This is a genomic window from Adhaeribacter aquaticus DSM 16391 (genome assembly GCF_000473365.1).
Classification (GTDB): Bacteria; Bacteroidota; Bacteroidia; order Cytophagales; family Hymenobacteraceae; genus Adhaeribacter; species Adhaeribacter aquaticus.
In genome coordinates this window covers 2,431,761-2,453,209 of sequence record NZ_KI421517.1, presented here as the reverse complement: position 1 = coordinate 2,453,209, position 21,449 = coordinate 2,431,761, and the positions used below count along the sequence as shown (strand labels likewise).

Here is a 21,449-nt window from a genome sequence, read left to right as displayed (position 1 = left end):
TTTAATTTAATGGTTTAGCCTGAAAATAGCTTTGAACAAAGTTAGGCAGACCTAATTTGGCTTTACGGTCGCCTAATGAAAGCCCTTTATCAATATAACGGCAAGACCAACCAGCTGCATTGGGATTATGAATGACGCCCAGATATGAATCATCTTCTTTGGCCAGGTATATTTTACCATCAGGTGCTAATTGCAAAGCCCCAATTTTATGAGTTTTAGAATTAGAGATCAGAATGGCGGAGCTGGCAATGGCTGTTTTGGATCCGGCATTTAAGTTAAACTGCCATATTTGCGGCTCGGTACTGCCAATGCCATTGGTGGTACCATATAATTTAGAACCATCCGGCGAAAATTCTACGCCATATGCTTCTGGATACGGACCCAGTGTTACCCGGTTAGAAAGCTTACCGGTGCTGTTGTCAAAATCAAATACTTCAAACTGGTTTATATCCCGCCAGATTGCCAATGCTACTTTTTTACCGTCTGGCGAAGCTTTCATACAGCCTATAGCACCTTTGCCCTTGCCCCGGTGGGTGGTACCAATATTAGTAGTAACGGGCGTTCTGCTTACTCCTTTATCAGTAACCAGAAAGGCTACAAATGCATCTGAGTTCCATTTATGTACCAGTACCCAAACATCCTGGTCGTTTTGATGTTTTATGGCCGTTAATTTTTCGGTTACCGGTGAGGTCATAAACATGTTTTTCTCTATTACCTCCCCGGTACTGTCATTACGTACCATATCTACTAAAGAATAGCGTAGGCCATACGCCTGCGATTGTAAATCAGTTGTAAAAACATAATATTGTGTTTGGTGGCCGGGCTTGGGTACAATTAAGGCCGATTGGGTAGAAGAGCGATGACCCATAAGGCGGTGGCCATTGGGCATAATCAGGTGATTCTTATTCCAGACGTAGACCCCATTAGTATAAAATAACAGGTTTCCATTAGCGTCGGCAATAGTGGCACATCCTTCATTTGTTGCCATTTGGCTGTTATACAGCGGAGCGGGAGTGGTTTTATTAAAATTCAGGCCAGCTTTTATTCCAAAATACCAAATACTGGTTTCTTTCTGCGCTTTAACCGAAAAGCACACAAAAAGAAAGAAAATAAATAAAATGCGTTTAACCAGCATACTACAAATTAACCTTTATTGGATATAAATATCAAAAGTATTTTTAGGAGTAATATTGTCTTCCTTTGTTAAAATTAAGAATAGAAAATAAAATAATCAGTAAATGAAAGTTTAATTTTCCCTAAAAATAGCCAGAGAAACTCTCTAAAAGAAAAAGGCCAGCGATAAAACTGGCCTTAGAATATCTAAAAAAGCAATTAATTACGCGATCCAGGTACCAAATTTTCCTTCCTGAAAATCTTGATACGCTTGTTGAATTTCGTCTTCCGAGTTCATAACAAAAGGGCCATAGGCTACTATTTTTTCGCCATAAGGTTTGGCATGACCAAATAAAATGATGCTGTCGGCGGAGGCTTGGATTTCTATTTCTTCGCCCCGGGGATAAAACTCCACTAAATGCAGTTCTTCTGCCTCATACCCATTTACCTTTATTTTTCCTTTTACTACATATAAAAATAAAGTATTTTCAGCTGGGGCACTGGTTGCTAATTGGCCACCTTCTTTAAAATCTATCCACGAAAGTTGAACATCGGTTAAGGATTGGATGGGCGCTTTGTTTTCACCCCAACTGCCGGAAACCAGGTGTACCGTTACTTTATCTTCATCCAAAGAAACCAAGGGTATCTCGTCTGCTTGTAAGCCAGTATACTTAGGTTCGGTCATTTTTAAATGTCCTGGCAGATTTAGCCAGAGCTGTAATATTTCGAGTGGGCCGCCATTAGCTTTAAATTCTTCCGACGACACTTCCGAATGAATCAGACCGCTTCCTGCTGTCATCCACTGGATACCGCCTGCCTGAATAGTACTTTTATACCCGCCGCTATCCTGGTGCATAATATCACCTTGTAAAATAAAAGTAACGGTTTCAAAGCCCCGGTGAGGGTGGGGGCCAAAAGGTAGGCCCGTATTATTGGGTTTATATTGTTGCGGCCCATGATGGTTTAAAAACAAGAAAGGGTCTAGTGCTCCCATTTGCAGGTAAATGGATGGCAGCGCCCGGTAAGTAATTAAATTATCAATGGGAGCAAAACTAGCTTCGTGTAATTTCTTAATAGATCGTAACATGTTACTTTTATAATTTTAGCAGGTCCTAAAACAGGAGAGTCTCCCAAAATAAATCATTTATTCTAAGAGACCCAACCTAAAAACTAAAAATCGCTAATTCTTAACTAAATTAAGCTAGCTGTACGATAAGCTTATCTTTCTGGCGACGTACCTTTTTCTGGCTGGCTAGCCAGTCATTGGCCGTGTCGCGGTACCCAAGTGGCAATAAGGTAACACTGCGTAAACCCTTTTCTTTTAAGTTTAACAGTTCATCTAACGCGGACGCATTAAAACCTTCCATAGGGGTAGCATCTACCTGTTCAGTAGCGGCGGCAGCAATGGCGGTACCAAAAGCTATATAGGCCTGACGGGCAGCCCACTGGAAGTTTTGCTCCTGGGTGTTTTTTTGGGCAATACCTAACAAAGCACCTTTAAAACCTTCCAGGGTAGCCGGATCAGCATTACGCACCTCTGCCGTATGATTTATATACTCTTCAATTTGAGCTGGTGTAATGTTATCCCAGGCAGCAAATATTAAAAGATGCGAAGCTTCTAAAATCTGAGGCTGATTGTTAGCTACTTTTTGGATTTGCTTCCGCAACTCCTCATCTTCCACTAAAAGAATTGTATAAGGCTGCAAACCCATGGAAGACGGAGATAAACGAGTAGCTTCTAGTATATTGTTAATTTTATCTTGTGGTACTTTTTGACCATTCATGCGTTTGGCTGCATAGCGCCAGTTTAATGCTTGTATTAGACTCATGTTGTTAATGTTTATAATTGCTATTTAATTTCTTTTTTTGTTTGTAGTTATTATTTATAACAGTGTTATTATTAGTTGCTAAAAAAAAGCACTTAGAGCTAAATTTATATTTTGTTACCAATATTATTTATTATAACACTGTTAAGTAATGCATTAAAAAATTTTAGTTTTCTATGTTTTTAATAAACCCAGAGATTGCATCCTCCAGAACCCTTTGATTTAATTCCTCAGGCTCTGCACTTCTACCTGTTAGGTTAATAGAAATTAATCCGTGTAACATTGACCAATAAGTATGAAACTTAAGCCAAGGATCTATATCAGGTCGTTTACTTTCTTTTATTAATTCTTCAATACTTGATTTTAGAAGATTACTAAATTTTCCTACTTCAGGTACTTGTCTTACTGTTTCGCAGGTTGGCATGCCTAAACCATACATAAGCTGATAGTACTCCTTATGATTAAATGCAAAGCTCCAGTAGGCATGTGCCATGGCTTCTAACTCTTTTGCAGGAGATGTTTGCTGTGCTTTAGCTGCTTCTAATTGAGCATTTAATAACTGAAAACCTTCTTTTGTAAACTCATGTAAAATGGCCTCTTTGTTATCAAAATGAGTATAAATTACCGGAACGCTGTATTCAATTGCATCAGCTATTTTGCGAATAGAAAGCGCTTGCCAACCTTCCTCCAGCACCAAATGCCAGGCAGCCCGCAGGATGCTTCCCCGAACCTCTTCTTTTTGCCGTTGTTTACGTTCTACTATTCCCATTGTTTTGCCTTGTTATAAATTATAACAGTGTTAGCAAAGGTATAGTTCTTTTTATACCTGTCAAATTTTTAGCTATTATTTTTAATTAAATAATGGAGCAAGGGTAAACAGGTATGGGATATAATTATAAATAGACGATCCTTCTTTATAATTCAAGCATAGAATTTTTATTAAGGTTTCGCTATAAATGCTCCTATAAAAATGCCCTTTATAGCTTTGAAGGTAGCATGGGGGAGGCCCAGCTAGTTTTGGAATTTCAGCCTTTTATTGGACTTACTTATACCAAGGAAAGTGTTGGAGGAGGATATATATAAATAACTAATAAGTTTCCCCATTTAGGTAACAGTAAGGTTTGGTTCTCGTGGAATAAAAGTATAACTAAGAAAGCGACAAATTGTAATGGCAATCCTGGTTAACTATCCAGCCAAGTTTTTTCATAGCGACTTAAGACTTCCAGTCCTTCGGGGGTGGCAATTCCTCTTAAAAACAAAGAAATCAGACACTGGAAAGTTTCCGAAAAGCTGAGATTGATTTTGGTAACTATATCGCTGAAATAAAGCAGATCAATCTGACCTTTTAAAAGCCAGAGTGACACATTTATTTTTATTTCTTTTCTAAAGTATCCTGCTTTTATTCCTTCTTCTAAAACAGAAGATAAATCTTCAATCAGCACTTTCTGTGAAATACTGTTATGATAGTCAGCTACAGCTGGAAAAAACTTTTGAATTTCATAAAAAAAGTTAGAATTAAACTTATTCTTTTGTTCAATTACCTCCTTAGTAGCCAGAATAAAAAATTCTATTACGTTTTCAGAAGTTTGCTTTAAATGTGTTCGTTTCTCATTCTGAGTCAGGTGAATATGTTCCAAACAGACTAGTAACAGTTCGTTTTTATCCTTAAAATTTTGGTAAAGGGTACGTTTAGAAATGCCGCAATCATCAGAAACCTGATCCATCGTTACTCCTTTTGGACCTTGTTTTAAAAATAATTGGGTGGCTTTGTCAACTATTCTTTTCTTTAACTCCTCCATTATTTGCAAAGATGTAAGGAAGAAAGTACTTTTACCAGTGAAAACTTTTAAAACCTTCAGAGTTTCCTAAGTCCATAGCTTTCGCGCCTCTTTTCTGAGGTTTTACGAATGCTTTTTTAATCTAATTTATTTTAAAATGATATTACACCAAGATGGGCTTATAAAATTAGACTATGACCCTGCCTCGGATATTTTAGAAGTGGAGTGGCCAGAAATTTCTAAAGCTCCTGTAGCCGAAATAACCTATTCTTTACAAATTTTTATAGATACTTTAAGGCATTATGACATAAAGTATTTGTTAATAGATGCTAGTAATAATAGAACCGAGGTAGATAATGGTGCTTATAAACAGATGGTTCTTAAGCTAAGCCAAGACCTGGCCAATACCCGGCTACAGAAACTAGCCCGCCTCGAATCTTTTAATCCGTTACGAGAAGAAAAGGTTAAAACCTTGTCGCAGGAAGTCGATAAAAAGTTTACGCGGAGATATGCTTTCCAAAATTTTTCAGATAAAAATGAGGCCTTAAACTGGTTAAAACTTAAATAGTAGTTTTCTATAAGATTTGGTTAATCTCCTGTCTTTTACTATTAGTATGATGCTTTTAATTTGGGTTTAATAGCATGGCCATTTCTCCTTAGTAACCCTTCCTTAAAATAGCTATTAAAAGGAATTAACTTTTTCAAATATTAAATTAAGGGATTTAAAAGCTGGCTATAAAACTAAAACGCTATTTAGTTTACTCACCTTATTTTTTAAGCTTTACTGGTTAAACCTTGTGTTTTTTGCCTAGCAACAAATTAATTATGAGAATATTATCGGTTCAAAGCGCTAATTTCTAAGTTGTTAAAAAAAAGGAAGGTTATGAGTAAAAATTTATTTATTTTTAAAGCTTTAAATTTTTTAAACTTTCTACTATAATAATGAAAACACCAAAAGCTTTAATTGCTTTATTGTTGCCACTTACGCTTAGTATCTGTACTACTACTACAAGTTTTGCACAAAATAAATCAGCTAAAAAATCGGCCGCTAATGCTCAGTCCGGGCAAACCAATGGAAATTATAATTTGCTGCCAGCTTTCCCAAACCTTAAGTTCGAACGTCCGGTAGAGTTGCAAAGCCCAACTGATGGCACCAACCGTATTTTTGTTTTAGAGCAAAAAGGAAGGGTTAGGGTATTCGATAATAAATCCGATGTGCCAAGCGCTGGTACATTTCTGGATCTTACAGATCGGGTAAAGAGTGGCGGTGCCGGAGGGGAATTAGGCTTACTTGGCTTAGCTTTCCATCCAGATTTCAAAAACAATGGTACTTTTTATTTATACTACACCCGCAACGCTCCTCATTTAGAAAGTGCTGTTTCTCGTTTTCAGGTAAGTAAAACCAATCCAAACGTAGCAGACCCAAATTCAGAAGAAGTTATATTAACATTTAGCCAGCCTTACGACAACCATAATGGTGGTAAAATTGCCTTTGGTAACGATGGTTATTTATATATAGCTACCGGTGATGGTGGTACTATTAAAGGAGATCCGCATAGAAACGGCCAGAGTAAGTATACACTACTTGGAAAAATTTTACGCATTGATGTAAATAAAACTGCCAGTAACTGGAAATATGCCATTCCGGATGACAATCCTTTTAAAGGCAACAAACAAAATTACCGGGAAGAAATTTATGCCTATGGCATGCGTAACCCGTGGCGTTTCAGCTTTGATAAACCAACCGGGTTATTGTGGGCTGCCGATGTAGGACAAGAAAAATACGAAGAGATTGATATTATTAAAAACGGTGGTAATTATGGCTGGCGTTTAATGGAAGGCGATCAGCCATATAAACCAATTAATAATGACTCTACTGTAGTGGAGGCGCCGATATTTACTTATCAGCATGGTGGCGATACCGGTATTTCTATTACGGGTGGATACGTAAGCCGTGATAAAACCTTCCCGGAATTAGACGGTAAATATATTTACGGCGATTATGGTACCGGATATATTTGGGCTTTAACTTATGATGGCAATAAAGTAGTAAGTAACGAAAAGCTTACACAACTTCAGGATCGGGCATTGTCTTCTTTTGGTGAAGATAGCCAGGGCCGCATTTATGCCTTAGCTTTGGCTACTGGTAAGATTTACAAATTAGGTCCGGCTAAAACAACTTCTGCCAGAAAGTAAAAGTTGCTAGTTATAGTTATTAAAATAAAAAACCCAGTTGTTACCATGACTGGGTTTTTTATTGATTTTAATTAGCTGATTTTTAAATTCTAGCTTAAATTTTGAAGCTTCTTTGTAAATATAAAAAAATGCTTTATTTTTAATTACTCCTAAAAAAGCAGCAGCACCCATGAAGAAAGAATTATCCAATGCCATTGGCCGGGTATTTATTACCATTGAGTATGACGCTCTGCATAAATGGGTTTATAATAATTGGGTTGGTTACCAGACTTACGATAATGTGGTGGCAGGGGCAAATGCCTGTTTAGATTTCATCAAGGATTATAAAACCACTTGCTTGTTAAATGATAACCGCGAAGTAATAGGACCCTGGGATCATGCTACTGATTGGATAGCCAATAACTGGACGCCCCGCGCCCTGCAAGCAGGTCTTAAATACTTTGCCCATATTGTAGATAGCCAAACCCTAGCCGAAATGTCGGCAGAGCAAATGCACCAGAAGGTAGGAACTGTATTTGAAATGAAAGTATTTGCCAATGCTGAAGAAGCTAAAAAGTGGTTAAAACATTGTCATGAGCTATCGCTTTCACCAAATTAATTAGCGTATTACTTTTCAGTAAGTAATCAAAAGTAAGATAGCTCGATAACTTTTATCTCCAGATTTTCTTTCCCACCTGGTTTTATGTTTCCTGCATCAGTCGTTCCAAAATCTGGCGCGCAGCCACACTTATAACTGTGCCCGGACCAAATATACCTGCCACACCAGCATCTGTTAGAAACTGGTAATCCTGGGCTGGAATAACACCTCCTACTATTACTAAAATATCATCGCGCTCCAGTTTCTTAAGCTCATCTATTAGTTGCGGAACCAAGGTTTTATGGCCGGCTGCTAAACTACTAATGCCTACCACGTGCACATCATTTTCAGCCGCTTGCAAGGCTACTTCCTTTGGGGTCTGAAAAAGAGGACCTATATCTACATCAAAGCCAAGGTCAGCAAAAGAAGTCGCAATTATTTTAGCGCCCCGGTCATGGCCGTCCTGGCCCATTTTTGCTACCATAATGCGCGGACGCCGGCCTTCCAGTTGGGCAAATTTATTAGCTAGTTCCTGTGCTTTTTTAAAATTTTCGTCATCGGATAGTTCGGCGGAATAAATGCCGGAAATGGTTCTGGTCACGGCTCGGTGTCTGCTGTATATTTTTTCTAAAGCGGTTGATATTTCTCCTAAAGTAGCCCGTTTACGCGCAGCATCAATACTTAATGCAAGTAAGTTGCCGGTGCCCGTACGGGCGGCCTCGGTTAAAGCTGTCAGGGCAGCATCAACCTCATTTTGATTTCGGGTTTCTTTTAGGTGTTGCAGGCGTCTCAGTTGGGCCTCCCGCACGGCAGTATTGTCTATATCCAGAATTTCAATCGGGAAATCATCCGGAGCATCAGAACGATATTTATTTACGCCCACAATTACGTCTTTACCCGAATCGATGCGGGCCTGACGACGGGCAGCAGCTTCCTCTATGCGCATTTTAGGCAAACCGGTTTCAATAGCCTTAGCCATCCCTCCCAAATCTTCTACCTCCTGAATCAGTTCCCAAGCTTTGTAGGCTAAATTGTGGGTAAGGGCTTCCACGTAATAAGAACCGCCCCAGGGATCTACTGTTTTAGTAAGTAGCGTTTCGTGTTGCAGGTATAGTTGGGTGTTGCGGGCAATGCGGGCCGAGAAATCGGTGGGCAGGGCAATAGCTTCGTCGAGGGCATTGGTGTGTAAACTTTGGGTGCCACCCAAAGCAGCGGCCATGGCTTCCACGGTAGTGCGGGCAACATTATTAAATGGGTCTTGCTCTGTTAAACTCCAGCCGGAAGTCTGGCAGTGGGTACGTAAGGCCAGCGACTTTTCATTTGCTGGATTAAATTGTTTCATAAGCTTCGCCCACAGCATGCGGGCCGCCCGGAGCTTGGCTATTTCCATAAAATGGTTCATGCCAATGCCCCAAAAAAAAGAAAGGCGCGGCGCAAAAGAATCAATATCCAGACCTGCTTTTAATCCGGTACGCACATATTCTAATCCATCGGCTAAGGTGTAAGCCAGCTCCTGGTCGGCGGTGGCGCCGGCCTCTTGCATATGGTACCCGCTTATGCTAATGGAATTAAATTTAGGCATGTGCTGCGAGGTGTAAGCAAAAATATCGGCGATAATGCGCATGCTGGGCTCCGGTGGATAAATGTACGTGTTGCGCACCATGAACTCTTTTAGAATGTCATTCTGAATGGTGCCACTTAGTTTTTCCTGTGGTACACCTTGTTCCTCGGCCGCTACAATGTAAAAAGCCAGAATGGGCAGCACCGCACCGTTCATGGTCATAGAAACACTCATCTGGTCCAGCGGAATCTGGTCAAAAAGTATTTTCATGTCCAAAATAGAATCAATGGCAACACCGGCCTTGCCCACATCTCCCTCTACCCGGGGGTGGTCAGAATCGTAACCCCGGTGGGTGGCTAAATCAAACGCTACGGATAATCCTTTTTGGCCGCCAGCCAGATTGCGCCGGTAAAAAGCATTGCTTTCTTCTGCTGTACTAAATCCGGCATATTGTCGGATGGTCCAGGGGGTGCGTACGTACATACTGCTGTAGGGGCCACGTAAGTATGGTGGTATCCCGGCGGCAAAATTTACATGTTCAAATGGAGCCGTGTCTTCTTTCGTATAGAAGTTTTGTAAGGGAATTTGTTCATGGCTTTGCCAGTTTTGGGGCTTAACAGCAGCTCCAGGCGGATTGACACCCGAGGTTAAGGTTTTAAAATCTGTTTTGGTGAAATCTAATATCATTTGTTAAAGCAGGAATTTTAAATCGTGAAAAGGCCTTACAACTCGCCATTAAGTAACCGCTCCTGAATGCGACCTATAATGGAGGTCGCGTCGCAGTTCTGGAATATATGGCCGTCAAAACCAGAGTCTAATAGTTCCTCTTTCATCTCTTCCGGAGAAGCCGCTATAATTAATAATGGCCGGTTTTTATGCTTTTTCAGGGCTTCGGTAAAATGTTGGTAAAACCGCGAAAATTGGCTTTCTGTACTGGAAAGCACAATCACTTTACACGGAACAAATAATAGTTTTTCCAGGGAAGACTTGACCGAATCAAAATGTAAAATTTGAGTATCGAAATTAGAGCAATCAAAGAATTCTTTTGCAAAAGCAGCGTGTATATGCTCTTGAATATCGGGACCAATAATGGCAATAACAGCCTTAGGTCTTTGGTTTTGCTTTTGATAATGCAGCAAAGCCGCAAACCGCATTACTTCAAACTGGTAGCTCGCCCTGGTTTGATCAAAATGCTGGCTTTGAATTAATTCCTCAATATTATAATCGATTTTTTCCTGTTTATTAACAAAATGGTTGGTGCCTACTAAAACTTCTTTTCCGGCGGTAACTTTTTTAATTTTTTCGGAAGCGGTAGCTGTCAGAATTTTATTAATAAATCCACTGGTTACTGCTTTAGTAAAGCCTCCTTGGGCCTCAATTTCCTGAAATAAAGCCCAGGCTTTCTGAGCCAGTTCCTGGGTTAAGCTCTCGATATAATAAGAACCAGCGGCCGGATCAATGGCCTGATCGAAAAAATTTTCATGTTTTAAAATTAGCGGAATATTACGGGCTATTCTTTCCGAAAAGGCATTCTCTTTTTGAATTACCTGATCAAATGGCAGAACCGAAATAGAATCGCAGCCACTGATAATGGCTCCCATAGTTTCGGTAGTAGCCCGCAAAATATTGGTATGGACATCAAAGGCCGTCATGGTCCAGGACGAGGTTGTGGCATGGATGCGCAGGTGCGCGGCCAGTTCAGGTTCTTCTTCGGTTGCTTTTACCAGGCCAGACCAAAGCCAGCGAATGGCCCGTACTTTGGCAATTTCCATAAAGTAGTGGGTGCCGGCACTAATTAAAAATTGCATGTTCCGGAAAATGGTACTAGGTGGAATGCCTTTATCACCTAATTCCCGCAAATAACTTACAGCTGCACCTAAAGTTAAGGCTATTTCTTGTACCGCGGTTGCTCCATTGTTCCCAAACTGGGCACCGTTTATGGCTATTCCATAAAAGTCTACAGCATTTTTAGATAGTTCAATTATATGCTCTACCTTTTTAATTGGCAAGGCGGCAGTTCGGGAAGATATAGGCTGGTTTATAAGCAGAAAGCCTTTCAATCCAAAAGGAGAAATTTGTTTTTGTTTTAATCCGTTACAGAGCCTGGTAAAAAAAGCATCAGCGTGGTGTTTTACCGAATAACAAACGGTAGTATGAGCCAGATCTAATTGGTCAATCAAATAATCAAGATCAAAGGCTTCCTCGTTTTCTATTATGAAAAGAATTCCATCTGCTCCGTTGGCCAAGGCCTGTTTGGCTTTGTTAATGGCCTCCTGACTATTATTGATAACCCAGATATTTTGTATATTCTTCCAGTTGTTGGTAGTACTCTTGTGCCCGCGTACATACGGGAATTTACCGGGCAAGGCCTCCTGTTGTGCCGTATCCGTTACATCTTTGGCACAATAAAATGGTTTTATGGTTATGCCTTCAGGAGTTTGGGTAAAAAGGCTATCCGGGTTTTCAGCCTTTAAATCTTTCTGTATCCTTTCTTCCCATTCCTGGCCAGAAACCGGCTTAAATTCGGGAAAAAGGGAGGTGTGTTCATAATCTTTGGACATGCAGAAATATACAGTATTTAGATTAATGATAAACGTGGCTGCCAGCTTTAAGTTGAATGCCTTTCGTGGTAGTAAACCAATAGTGAATTAAAAAAGAGAATCCCTATCAGCAGGCTTATCCGTATCAGGGAGCATGTTACCCGAAAACTTATACATTGGCACCAGTGGCTGGAGCTACCGGTGGAAAGGCATCTTTTATCCTGAAGATATGCCTTCAGCAGATTATCTACCTTTTTATGCAAATCAGTTTAATACTACAGAAATAAATAGCAGCCACTACCATTATACCATGGTTAAAACCATTCAGAATTGGCTCGCTATTACGCCAACTTCTTTCCGATTTGGAGCCAAACTTCATAAAGATATCACCCATGTTCAGCGTTTAGAAAATATTGAAGCGCCTTTGGAAAAATGGATGAGCCGGTACCAATTAATGGAAGAGCGGTTGGGGCCGGTATTGGTGCAAATTCCGGCTAGTTTGCGATACGACCGATTATTAGCAGAAAGCTTCTTCCGCGTTTTGCGCCAAAAGTACCCTGAACAGTTTTTTGCTATGGAAGTACGGCATAAAAGTTGGCTCGAAGAAGAACCACTTGATTTAATGCGGGAATATGAGATAACATTTGTAATAGCCGATTCTCCCCGCTGGCCTAAGCTAGACATTACCACCACTGAGAAAGTATACCTGCGGCTGCACGGCGAAGAACGTCTATATTCAGGACCATATTCCGACGAAGCCTTGGAACGTTATGCCTTTATGGTAAACGACTGGCTGTTGGATGGTAAAGAAGTTTGGGTTTACTTTAACAATACTATGTTTGGCAGTGCTGTGCAAAATGCAAAAACGCTGCAGCAGTTCGTTAATAACCTTTAAATAATAAAAAGCAGAAAATAATCACTAAGTATAGATGAAGGGGCTGCTTACTACTTAGGCCTGGTGTGGTACCTTTTTTGTGAAGCCTGTTTCTTGAGTAGTTTAAAAAGTTGTATTATTTATCTTGATTTATAAAAAATAAAATGGAACCAGGTTTGGTTTAAAGTTTATTTGTGATTGGGTGTTTTAATAAAATGTTAATTGAAAGAATGAAAAGATTAAACCTTGGACAGGTTGCTTGTAGCCTTTTCTTTTTATTATTTTCCTGTCAAAAGGGATTGTATCCGGAGGCTACTTTAGCTACGGAAACAGCTGTTCTGGTAGATGCCAAAGTAGCTCCTGACGCTAAAGCTGAGAATGTGATAGCACCTTACCGCCAACAAGTAGAAGAGCGGATGAATGAGGTGATTGGAATAGCACCAATGGAGTTATCCAGTGATACAGTTGAATCTACATTAGGTAATTTTGTAGCCGATCTGCAACGGGAGCAAGCAAGTGCTGCTATTGGGCAACCAGTAGATTTGGGTTTAATGACACAAGGCGGCTTGCGCAATAGTTTGCCGAAAGGAAATATTAAAGTAGGGAATGTTTTTGAAGTAATGCCATTCGAGAACAAAGTTCTGGTACTAACTTTACCCGGAACCTCTGTCCAGAAATTATTTGAGTTTGGTGCACAACGTCGGGTTTTGTCAGTTTCTAACGCTACGTTTAGTATAAAAAATAAAAAGCCGGTTAATATCTTAATTGGAGGCAAACCACTGGATATGCAAAGAACATATACCATGGCTGTTTCGGACTATTTGGCTAATGGAGGCGATAACCTGATTATGTTAAGAGACGCTACAAAAGTAACCGAAACAGGTATTCTGCTTCGGGAGGCAATCCTTAAGAAAATTAAAGATTTAACCGCCCAGCAGAAACCGGTTGAGGCAAAGCTGGAAGGTAGGGTAAAGAAAATTTAAACCGGCTCAAGTACGTATGATGAACAGGAGAAATTTTATTCGCACTTCGGTAGCCGGAGCAGCCGGTTTAAGCCTAGTTGGGTTGCCAACTGAACTGTGGGCCGCCAATGAATTGAAATTAACCATTTTACATACCAACGATATGCACTCCCGCATTGATCCTTTTCCGGCAGAAACCAAAAATTTTGGTGGAAAAGGAGGAATGGCCAGGCTTGCTACTTTGGTTAATCAAATTCGGAGCCAGGAGCCTAATGTATTATTACTAGATTGCGGAGATATTTGGCAGGGAACGCCTTATTTTAATTTTTTTGGTGGGGAGTTAGAATATAAGCTCATGACGCAGATGCAATACGATGCTGCTACTTTGGGTAATCACGATTTTGACAATGGTTTGGTTGGATTACAGCGCCAACTACCCCATGCCGGCTTCTCATTCCTTAATGCCAACTACGATTTTAGTAAAACCATATTAAAAGATCAGTTTAAACCCTATAAGTTGTTTAATAAAGGAGGCGTAAGAGTTGGTGTATTCGGACTGGGTATTGAATTGGCAGGATTAGTGGATACCCGAAATTATGGAAACACGGTTTACCTGGATCCACTTCAGCGGGCAGCCGATATGGTAAAGCAACTACGGGAGGTAGAGCAGTGTCATTTGGTTGTATGTCTATCTCACCTAGGATATGATTTCCCGGACAACTCAAAGAAAATAAATGACCGCAAATTGGCCACGCAGGTAAGTGGTATAGATTTAATATTAGGCGGGCATACACATACCTTTTTGGAGGCTCCCGAAAAAATAACCCATGCCACAGGTCCTGAAACGCTGATAAACCAGGTAGGGTGGTCAGGTGTTAATTTGGGACGTATTGATTATATCTTCAACAACAGGAGTAAAGAAAAGAAAAGAGTGGCATCGGCCGTGTTGCCAATTGATTCCTCTATCAAAACTTCGTGAATTAAATAGTTTTTTGTTACCAATTTTTTTTCCATTTTTGTACCCCCCTATAGGTTATGTAGGTATTCCTCTATAGTAAAATTAATTGGCAGAATCTGGTGAATGTGACGGTAAAAGACTGTGCGACAGTATGGAATAATTGTCTGTATGTAATAAAGGACAACATTGGTGAGCAAAGCTACAAAACGTGGTTTGAGCCCATTGTACCTTTAATGCTACGTGATAACATATTAACTATACAAGTGCCCAGCCAATTTTTTTATGAATGGTTGGAAGAACATTATGTTGGCTTATTAAAAAAGGTTATTTACCAGGAGTTAGGTAGCGAAGGCCGTCTGGAATATTCAATTATAGTAGACCGTGGTGATAATTTCAATAAACCCCAAACGGTAAATATTCCGACCAAGAAAGTGCCGCAAGCTATTTCCAACTCCTATCAGCCGGAAAACAGCTTCCTGAAAAATCCTTTCGAATCGAAAAGTATTGATCGGAACTTCCTGAACTCGCAGTTAAACCCATCTTACAACTTTGATAATTATATTGAAGGCGACTGTAATCGTTTAGCACGTTCGGCTGGTTATGCTGTGGCCAATAAACCCGGTACTACTTCTTTTAACCCTTTAATGGTTTATGGTGGCGTAGGTTTAGGTAAAACCCACCTGGTGCAGGCTATTGGAAACCATATTAAGAGCAATAATCCGGAGAAGTTTGTTTTATATGTATCCTCGGAGAAATTTGTGAACCAGTTTATTGAGTCTTTAAAAACCAATACGGTTCAGGATTTTGCTAATTTTTACCTGCTCGTAGATATTCTGATTATTGATGATGTGCAGTTTCTGAGTGGGAAAGAAAAGACCCAGGAAATGTTCTTTCATATCTTTAACCATCTGCACCAATCAGGTAAGCAAATTGTCATGACTTCGGATTTGCCGCCGCGTAGCTTAAAAGGGTTGGAAGAGCGTTTATTATCGCGCTTTAAGTGGGGCTTAACGGCTGATTTACAAAGCCCGGATTTTGAAACCCGGATGGCTATTATCCAAAAGAAAATGCAGTCTGATGGACTTGATATTCCGGATAATGTAGTAGAATATTTAGCTTACTCCGTGGATACCAATATGCGGGAACTAGAAGGAGTATTAACTTCCTTGATGGCCCAATCGCTGTTAAACCGCAAAGAAATAGACCTGGAGTTGGCCAAGCAGGCGCTAAAGCATATTATTGAGGACGTAGAGACCGAAGTAAACCTTGATTTTATTCAGAAAACAGTAGCTGAATATTTTGAGGTAACTGTAGAATCACTTAAAGCTAAAACCCGCAAAAAGGAAATAGTAACGGCCCGGCAGGTAGCTATGTACTTTGCCAAAGAGTTCACGAGCCACTCCTTAAAATCCATTGGGTACCACTTTGGTGGCCGCGACCATAGTACAGTTATTCATTCGGTACAAACAGTTTCAGACTTGATAGATACCGATAAAAAATTTAAGGCCTCTATTCAGGAACTGCAAAAGAAATTTAAAGTAAAGGCGGGCTAGCCTTGGAAATCATTTTGGGAATTTGATAATTTAAAGTGTGAATTAGATCAGGTTTTGAATGATCGTGTTCTGTTTTTCGTTTATATAAGAAATAAACAGAATTCATTTTCAATTGATATAAGTAAATAGATGCTTTCTAAAAAAGCGAAATACGCCCTTAAAGCCCTTCTTTATCTAACTAAAAACAGAGATAAAGGCCTTATCTTAATTTCGGATATTGCGAATGAAGAACGCATTCCCCGTAAATTTTTAGAAGCTATTCTGGTTGATCTGAAAACCCAGCAGGTATTGCAAAGTACCCGTGGTAAAAATGGTGGCTATACGCTGGCTAAAGATCCTTCTCAAGTTTCGGTAGGTAATATTATCCGGATGATTGACGGACCGTTGGCTCCAATACCTTGTGTTAGCCACTTATATTACCGTAAGTGCGATGAGTGTGTGGATGAGGAAACGTGTGAAATCCGGTTAGTAATGAAAAAGGTACGGGATGCAACTGCTTCCATTCTGGATACGACTTACCTGTCAGATATGCAGAAGGTAAATGTACTGTTAGAAGATAATTCAAACTAACTTCTTAAGATTACGTGATCGGATTCCAAGAGGCCAATCCTGAACCTACCTATTCAGAACTATATATGTAGTGGAATAGGTTTTTAACTAGTTCCAGGTTGAAAAGATCACGAAGATCATGATTGCTGAAACTACTAATGCAGCCCCGGTACCGATGCCCATTCCGGTGGCAGCTTTTCCTATCTTGCGGTTGTGGGCTTGTTTTTGGTAGCCACGCATGTAGTCCTGGTTCTGCAGTAAATTGGCATCTGGAATATCATTTAAGCCTATTTTAGGTTTGTTTAAGGCGATAACTATTGGTACAATATAACCATAAGGAACCAGGACAGACGCAGCCGCTGATCCCCACATGACAGCATTGCCTTTATAATATTTCCGAGCATCTGATCGGCCCAGTTCATACATATTTTCCGGCGTAGGCTCCATACCTCGAGGCAAACCTGAACTCGTCTGGGAAATAATTTCTTTCGTACCGTTGGCATATTTGATCATGAATACTGCATGTTTAGGTAATGTTTGCGGCAGGCTCTGTAGGGAATCCGGGTGTTTATAAACAACATCCGTTAAAGTTATTTCGGTAACCGTTGCGTTTATTTCTTCGCCATCTGTTTTTAAGATTATATCCTGAGCTTTCAACCCGGTAAAAGCAAAGAAAAATGTTACGAATATTAAGAGTTTATTTTTCATAAGGAGAAATTTAATTGCGTCGGGAATTAAAGCCAAAGGTTAATCCAACGCGCGTGCCGTCGCGAGCAGGAACAAATGCTAAATTAACAGGAAAATTGATATTGCTTGATTGAAAGGTAGCGCCCACCGCAAATGCAAATCCTACTCCCGCCAAGGAAATATTAGGTCCCAGGCCTGCTTCAAACCCTTTCGGTCCGCGCAAGCCAATTAAGCCATTCAGGCTAGGTAAAAATTTACCTTGTTCTAGTCCTCCAATTAAAGGCACAAACTCAAAAAGACCGGAAGTGCCATTACTTGTTGTAAATAAACGGGTTTCAAATTGCCAGCCGAATTGGGTAATGAAAGGATTTACATTGAATTCGTCTTTTAATCGGGTAGCAAGGTCACCGCCAATTATAGTAAATCCGACCCGAGGACCATTCAATTTAATGGTTTCCTGTACGGCAGGCTGTTCTGTAATACCAACAGGAGGCTGTGTTTTGGAGAATGTTTCTTTGGTGCCATTTTCATATTTGATCATAAACAATTCATTTTTCAAAACAGAAATAGTAGGCCCGGTCAGGTTATCAAAGCGTTTGTATTTAACTACGTTTACTTCTATCTCTAAAACTTTAGCCTGTATTTCATCTCCATTCTTTTTTATAATTATGTCTTGAGCATTTGCCGCATAAGAAAAGAATATAAAAAAAAATAGCAGTAAGATTTTTCTCATTGGTTCTGTTGGATTAGCTATCAATTTAAAATGGCTATATAATATAGTTATAGTTTGATACTCCTCCTAAAGAATTGTCATAAAATATGGGAGAGGGCTAAATGGTAAATTTCACTTCTCTACCTGTAAAGCTATGTTCTTTATCTAATCATACACTTGTTAGTAATAAGGGGAAATACCTGTTGTTTAATATATTATATATGTTAAAAAAATATTTTTCATAAAATTTATAGAAAATATTTGGCTGGTAACCAGGTGAGGTTATATATTTGTCTATAATATCTATAAAACCTATAGAGATTATAAATTTTTAAAAGAGCTAATGGAAAAGATTTATTTAAAAAACAGGAAGATGGGTGCAAAATTTTTTTATGCGGCAGGCGGGTGTTGTTGCTGCTGACCTACCACTAGAGAAAGCACTTTAAATTTTACCAGTTTTAAATAATTCTTAATCATGAAAAAAATATTACTAATAATAAACTTAGCCTTTTTTATTCCTTTACTGGCATTGCAGGCGCAGGAAACCACCTTGGTTGAGGTGAAAGGAAAAGTAACGGATCAGGACACCAAAGAATCTTTACCGGGTGTAACTATTCAGGTAAAAGGTACAGTAACCGGAACTACCACCAATGTAGATGGAGAATTTAGCTTAAGAACCCGGTTAAAGTTTCCATTTACGCTTATTTTCTCTTCAGTAGGTTTTCAGTCTCAGGAATTTGAGGTTATAGGCCCCGGATCTAATTTAAATATTGCCCTGGTAACCCAGACGTTTTTAGGTAAAGAAGTGGTTGTAACTGCTTCCCGCATGGAGGAAAGTATTTTAAAATCGCCAGTTGCCATTGAAAAGCTGGATATTCGGGCTATTAAAGAAACTCCGGCTCCCAGTTTTTATGATGCCCTGGAAAATGTAAAAGGCGTTCAGGTTTTAACCTCCAGTATAACTTTTAAAGTGCCTAATACCCGCGGATTTAATGTGCCTAATAACTTCCGGTTTATGCAGTTAGTGGATGGCGTGGATATGCAGGCTGCCACGTTAGGGGTGCCACTTGGCAATGCCATCGGCCCAACCGAATTAGATATTGAAAGTGTAGAAATTACGCCGGGTGCCGCATCTGCCTTGTATGGCATGAATGCTATAAACGGAATGGCTAACTTAACTACCAAAAATCCATTTCTATACCAGGGATTAAGTGTTTATCAGAAAGCTGGTATAAACCATGTAGACGGAATTGACCGTAACCCGAGCCTGTTAACGGAAACAGCCGTTCGGTATGCCAAGGCTTATAACAATCGTTTTGCTTTTAAGGCAAACATTAGTTACCTGAAAGGTACTGATTGGGTAGCTAATGGTTTAGTTGATCAGAACCCGCAAAATCTGGCCTCGGCTAATCCAAGGTTTCCGGAATTAGCCGGCGATAATAATCCCGCCCAGGACCAATGGAGCCGATATGGTGATGACAGACAAGCCCGTCAGGCCATAACTATAAATAACAGAGGGGTAAACCAAACATTTAACGTAGCACGAACAGGTTATCTGGAAAGGGATTTAATTTACCCAAATGTAAAAAACCTGAAACTTGACGGAGGATTGTATTACAAATTAAATGATAAAGTGGAGGTAGGTTACGGTTATCGGTATGGGGTTATGGATGGCGTTTTTCAGCGTGGTAACCGCATCCAGTTAAAAGATGTATCGGTACAAAACCATAAGTTTGAATTACACAGTCCTAATTTAACGGTTCATGCTTATTATATTAAAGAGAATACCGGTAATTCGTATAACCTGAACCCACTTGCTTACAGCCTGGACTTAAGCCATAAGAGCAATGCTGACTGGGCTGCTTTGTTCCGGTCAGAACTACAAGCACAGGTAAACAATGGGGCAGATTTAGCAACAGCAATGAAACAGGCCAGAGTAATAGCCGATAAAGGTCGGGTAGAACCAGGTACACCAGAGTTTAATCAGCTAAAACAAACTGTTATTAACTCAAATAATTGGGACGTAAAATCTGCCGCCTTGCCAAATGGCGCCCCTAATGGAGGTGCAGCAGTTTGGCAGTACAGCAACACCTATCATGGCGATTTTCAATATTCGATAAGCCAGATTAAATGGGCCAGAGTATTAGTAGGCGGCGATTACCGGGTTTATGAAGTTCAGCCAGATGGGAATACCTTTGTTGATTTCTCCCGACCATTGGATCAAAGAACAGTAGCTGATGCCAACGGGTCGTTTGGGAAAAGCCAATATTACAGTAAGTATGGCGGATTTGCCCAGGTTACTAAAACATTCTTTGCTGATCGGTTAAAATTATCTGCGTCGGGCCGATTAGATCATAATCCAGAGTTTTCACCTAAATTCAATCCAAGATTAGCAGCAGTATATACCTTAGCAGAAAATCATAACTTCCGGGGTTCTTACCAGGATGGTTACCGGTACCCAGCTCTTTTCGAAGCGTTATCTTTCCTGAATAATGCCAGTGTTCGTCGGGTAGGCGGTTTAGCCCGGGTAAATGAAGGAATTGGCTTCCTGGAAAACTCTTACACCCTGGCATCTTTTGATAGATTTACGGCGGCTGTAAATGCTGATGTGGCTAGTGGAATGAACAGAAATGAAGCTGCGTTGAAGAACCGGGATGTGCTTCAGGTGGCAAACCTGCCAACCATGCAGCCAGAAAAAGTGAATTCTTTTGAAATTGGTTACAAAAGCGTTTTGCTAAATAATTCCTTAATTGTTGATGTGGATGCTTACCAGAACCGTTACACCGGTTTCTTAGGGCAGGTAGAAGTGGCGGTGCCAACATCAGGTAAAGTAGGTTCTGATGCGGCAGTAATTGATATGTTAACCAGATCGAGACAAAATCGCTACCGGGTATATACCAATGCTAAAAATATCTACAAAAGTTATGGTGGATCGTTGGGCCTTACTTATAACTTTTATAAAAGATATACTATTTCCGGAAATGCTAATTATAATACACTTTCTAAAAATCCAAACCCGGATATTTTCTTAACTGGATTTAATACACCAAAGTGGGTAACTAATATTAGTTTTGGTAATAGAGAAGTAGTAAAAAATATTGGATTTAATGTGGTATGGCGTCGTCAGGATAAGGTTTATTGGGAAAGTACATTAGCAAACGGCGAAGTGCCAGCCTACTCAACCATTGATGCGCAGGTAACGGTAAAAGCACCAGCGTTAAAATCTACTGTAAAAATTGGTGGGACTAATATCTTTAATAACCGTTACCACCAGTTTGCCGCCGGCCCTACTATTGGCGGTCTTTACTACGTAGCCGTTACACTTGATGGTTTATTAAACAAATAATTAAGCTCAGGAAAGCTTAGAGATTAGCTAAAAAACAATTTAATCTGGTCAGGCTGCGGTTAGAGCAGCCTTCCAAAATTCAAAGTATTTATTTATATAAAAATGATTTTACCCCTGAAAGACCTTACCTGCTGCTGTTGTATGCAGGTCTGTAATTGCTGATTTACCGGCATTAAGTAGGAAAATGCCGGTTTTTAACTTAACTATTTCTACTTAA

Annotated in this window: 19 protein-coding genes; 9 read left to right on the top strand and 10 right to left on the bottom strand. The window is 39.9% G+C overall.

The annotated features are described in order from the left end of the window. Nucleotide 1 precedes the first annotated feature (1 nt). From ADHAQ_RS0112855 to ADHAQ_RS0112830, 5 genes are all read right to left on the bottom strand, one after another. On the bottom strand, nt 2-1,135 hold the full coding sequence (locus tag ADHAQ_RS0112855; RefSeq protein ID WP_026463282.1) for a TolB-like translocation protein: 1,134 nt from the start codon (nt 1,133-1,135) through the stop codon (nt 2-4). Nucleotides 1,136-1,336: 201 nt separating this feature from the next. Beyond that, entirely contained in the window at nt 1,337-2,200 is an 864-nt protein-coding gene (locus ADHAQ_RS0112850) for a pirin family protein (protein ID WP_034256801.1), read from the bottom strand. Between the two features lie 109 nt (nt 2,201-2,309). Then, complete coding sequence (locus tag ADHAQ_RS0112845) at nt 2,310-2,942, bottom strand: nitroreductase family protein (RefSeq protein ID WP_026463280.1); 633 nt, start codon at nt 2,940-2,942, stop codon at nt 2,310-2,312. Between the two features lie 163 nt (nt 2,943-3,105). Beyond that, the gene (locus ADHAQ_RS0112840; RefSeq protein ID WP_026463279.1) at nt 3,106-3,708 is read right to left on the bottom strand and encodes a TetR/AcrR family transcriptional regulator; all 603 of its coding nucleotides are present in this window, start codon (nt 3,706-3,708) and stop codon (nt 3,106-3,108) included. 412 nt (nt 3,709-4,120) lie between these two features. Further along, nucleotides 4,121-4,738 carry a TetR/AcrR family transcriptional regulator gene (locus tag ADHAQ_RS0112830; RefSeq protein ID WP_026463278.1) on the bottom strand — a complete coding sequence of 206 codons (618 nt, stop codon included), beginning with the start codon at nt 4,736-4,738 and terminating at the stop codon, nt 4,121-4,123. A 136-nt stretch (nt 4,739-4,874) separates the two neighbouring features. Between ADHAQ_RS0112830 and ADHAQ_RS0112825 the strand changes: the two genes are divergently transcribed. Continuing rightward, nucleotides 4,875-5,285 (top strand): hypothetical protein, encoded by a 411-nt coding sequence (locus ADHAQ_RS0112825; RefSeq protein ID WP_026463277.1) that lies wholly within the window; start codon nt 4,875-4,877, stop codon nt 5,283-5,285. A gap of 374 nt (nt 5,286-5,659) precedes the next feature. Beyond that, on the top strand, nt 5,660-6,913 hold the full coding sequence (locus ADHAQ_RS25570) for a PQQ-dependent sugar dehydrogenase (protein WP_034256800.1): 1,254 nt from the start codon (nt 5,660-5,662) through the stop codon (nt 6,911-6,913). A 6-nt stretch (nt 6,914-6,919) separates the two neighbouring features. Here the strand turns inward: ADHAQ_RS25570 and ADHAQ_RS28335 are convergent, their stop codons facing one another. After that, nucleotides 6,920-7,084, bottom strand: coding sequence for a hypothetical protein (locus ADHAQ_RS28335; protein ID WP_169727999.1), 165 nt, complete (start codon nt 7,082-7,084; stop codon nt 6,920-6,922). Between ADHAQ_RS28335 and ADHAQ_RS0112810 the strand changes: the two genes are divergently transcribed. Then, nucleotides 7,083-7,511: a hypothetical protein gene (locus tag ADHAQ_RS0112810; protein ID WP_026463276.1), complete on the top strand. Its 429-nt coding sequence runs from the start codon at nt 7,083-7,085 to the stop codon at nt 7,509-7,511. The two genes, ADHAQ_RS28335 and ADHAQ_RS0112810, sit on opposite strands and share 2 nt — an antisense overlap. Before the next feature lie 82 nt (nt 7,512-7,593). On the opposite strand, the gene scpA is transcribed toward ADHAQ_RS0112810, so the two are convergent. Further along, entirely contained in the window at nt 7,594-9,738 is a 2,145-nt protein-coding gene (scpA, locus tag ADHAQ_RS0112805) for a methylmalonyl-CoA mutase (protein WP_026463275.1), read from the bottom strand. A 35-nt stretch (nt 9,739-9,773) separates the two neighbouring features. Next, nucleotides 9,774-11,612 carry a methylmalonyl-CoA mutase family protein gene (locus ADHAQ_RS0112800; protein WP_026463274.1) on the bottom strand — a complete coding sequence of 613 codons (1,839 nt, stop codon included), beginning with the start codon at nt 11,610-11,612 and terminating at the stop codon, nt 9,774-9,776. A 133-nt stretch (nt 11,613-11,745) separates the two neighbouring features. Here ADHAQ_RS0112800 and ADHAQ_RS0112795 point away from each other — a divergent pair, with 133 nt between their 5' ends. The 5 genes from ADHAQ_RS0112795 (at nt 11,746) to ADHAQ_RS0112775 (ending at nt 16,508) form a co-directional block, all read left to right on the top strand. Then, complete coding sequence (locus tag ADHAQ_RS0112795; protein WP_026463273.1) at nt 11,746-12,486, top strand: DUF72 domain-containing protein; 741 nt, start codon at nt 11,746-11,748, stop codon at nt 12,484-12,486. Between the two features lie 209 nt (nt 12,487-12,695). After that, entirely contained in the window at nt 12,696-13,448 is a 753-nt protein-coding gene (locus ADHAQ_RS25565; RefSeq protein WP_071781174.1) for a 5'-nucleotidase C-terminal domain-containing protein, read from the top strand. A gap of 19 nt (nt 13,449-13,467) precedes the next feature. Next, nucleotides 13,468-14,406: a bifunctional metallophosphatase/5'-nucleotidase gene (locus ADHAQ_RS0112785; protein WP_026463272.1), complete on the top strand. Its 939-nt coding sequence runs from the start codon at nt 13,468-13,470 to the stop codon at nt 14,404-14,406. Between the two features lie 104 nt (nt 14,407-14,510). Then, a complete protein-coding gene (gene dnaA / locus ADHAQ_RS0112780; RefSeq protein WP_034256799.1) occupies nt 14,511-15,938 on the top strand; it encodes a chromosomal replication initiator protein DnaA in 1,428 nt (475 codons plus the stop codon). Nucleotides 15,939-16,067: 129 nt separating this feature from the next. Further along, nucleotides 16,068-16,508 (top strand): RrF2 family transcriptional regulator, encoded by a 441-nt coding sequence (locus ADHAQ_RS0112775; protein ID WP_026463270.1) that lies wholly within the window; start codon nt 16,068-16,070, stop codon nt 16,506-16,508. 87 nt (nt 16,509-16,595) lie between these two features. On the opposite strand, the gene ADHAQ_RS0112770 is transcribed toward ADHAQ_RS0112775, so the two are convergent. Both ADHAQ_RS0112770 and ADHAQ_RS0112765 read right to left on the bottom strand, forming a co-directional pair. Next, nucleotides 16,596-17,195, bottom strand: a complete 600-nt coding sequence (locus ADHAQ_RS0112770) for a hypothetical protein (protein WP_034256798.1) — start codon at nt 17,193-17,195, stop codon at nt 16,596-16,598. 10 nt (nt 17,196-17,205) lie between these two features. Further along, a complete protein-coding gene (locus ADHAQ_RS0112765; RefSeq protein ID WP_026463268.1) occupies nt 17,206-17,907 on the bottom strand; it encodes a hypothetical protein in 702 nt (233 codons plus the stop codon). 454 nt (nt 17,908-18,361) lie between these two features. Between ADHAQ_RS0112765 and ADHAQ_RS0112755 the strand changes: the two genes are divergently transcribed. Further along, nucleotides 18,362-21,232: a TonB-dependent receptor gene (locus tag ADHAQ_RS0112755; RefSeq protein WP_026463267.1), complete on the top strand. Its 2,871-nt coding sequence runs from the start codon at nt 18,362-18,364 to the stop codon at nt 21,230-21,232. Nucleotides 21,233-21,449: the final 217 nt, after the last annotated feature.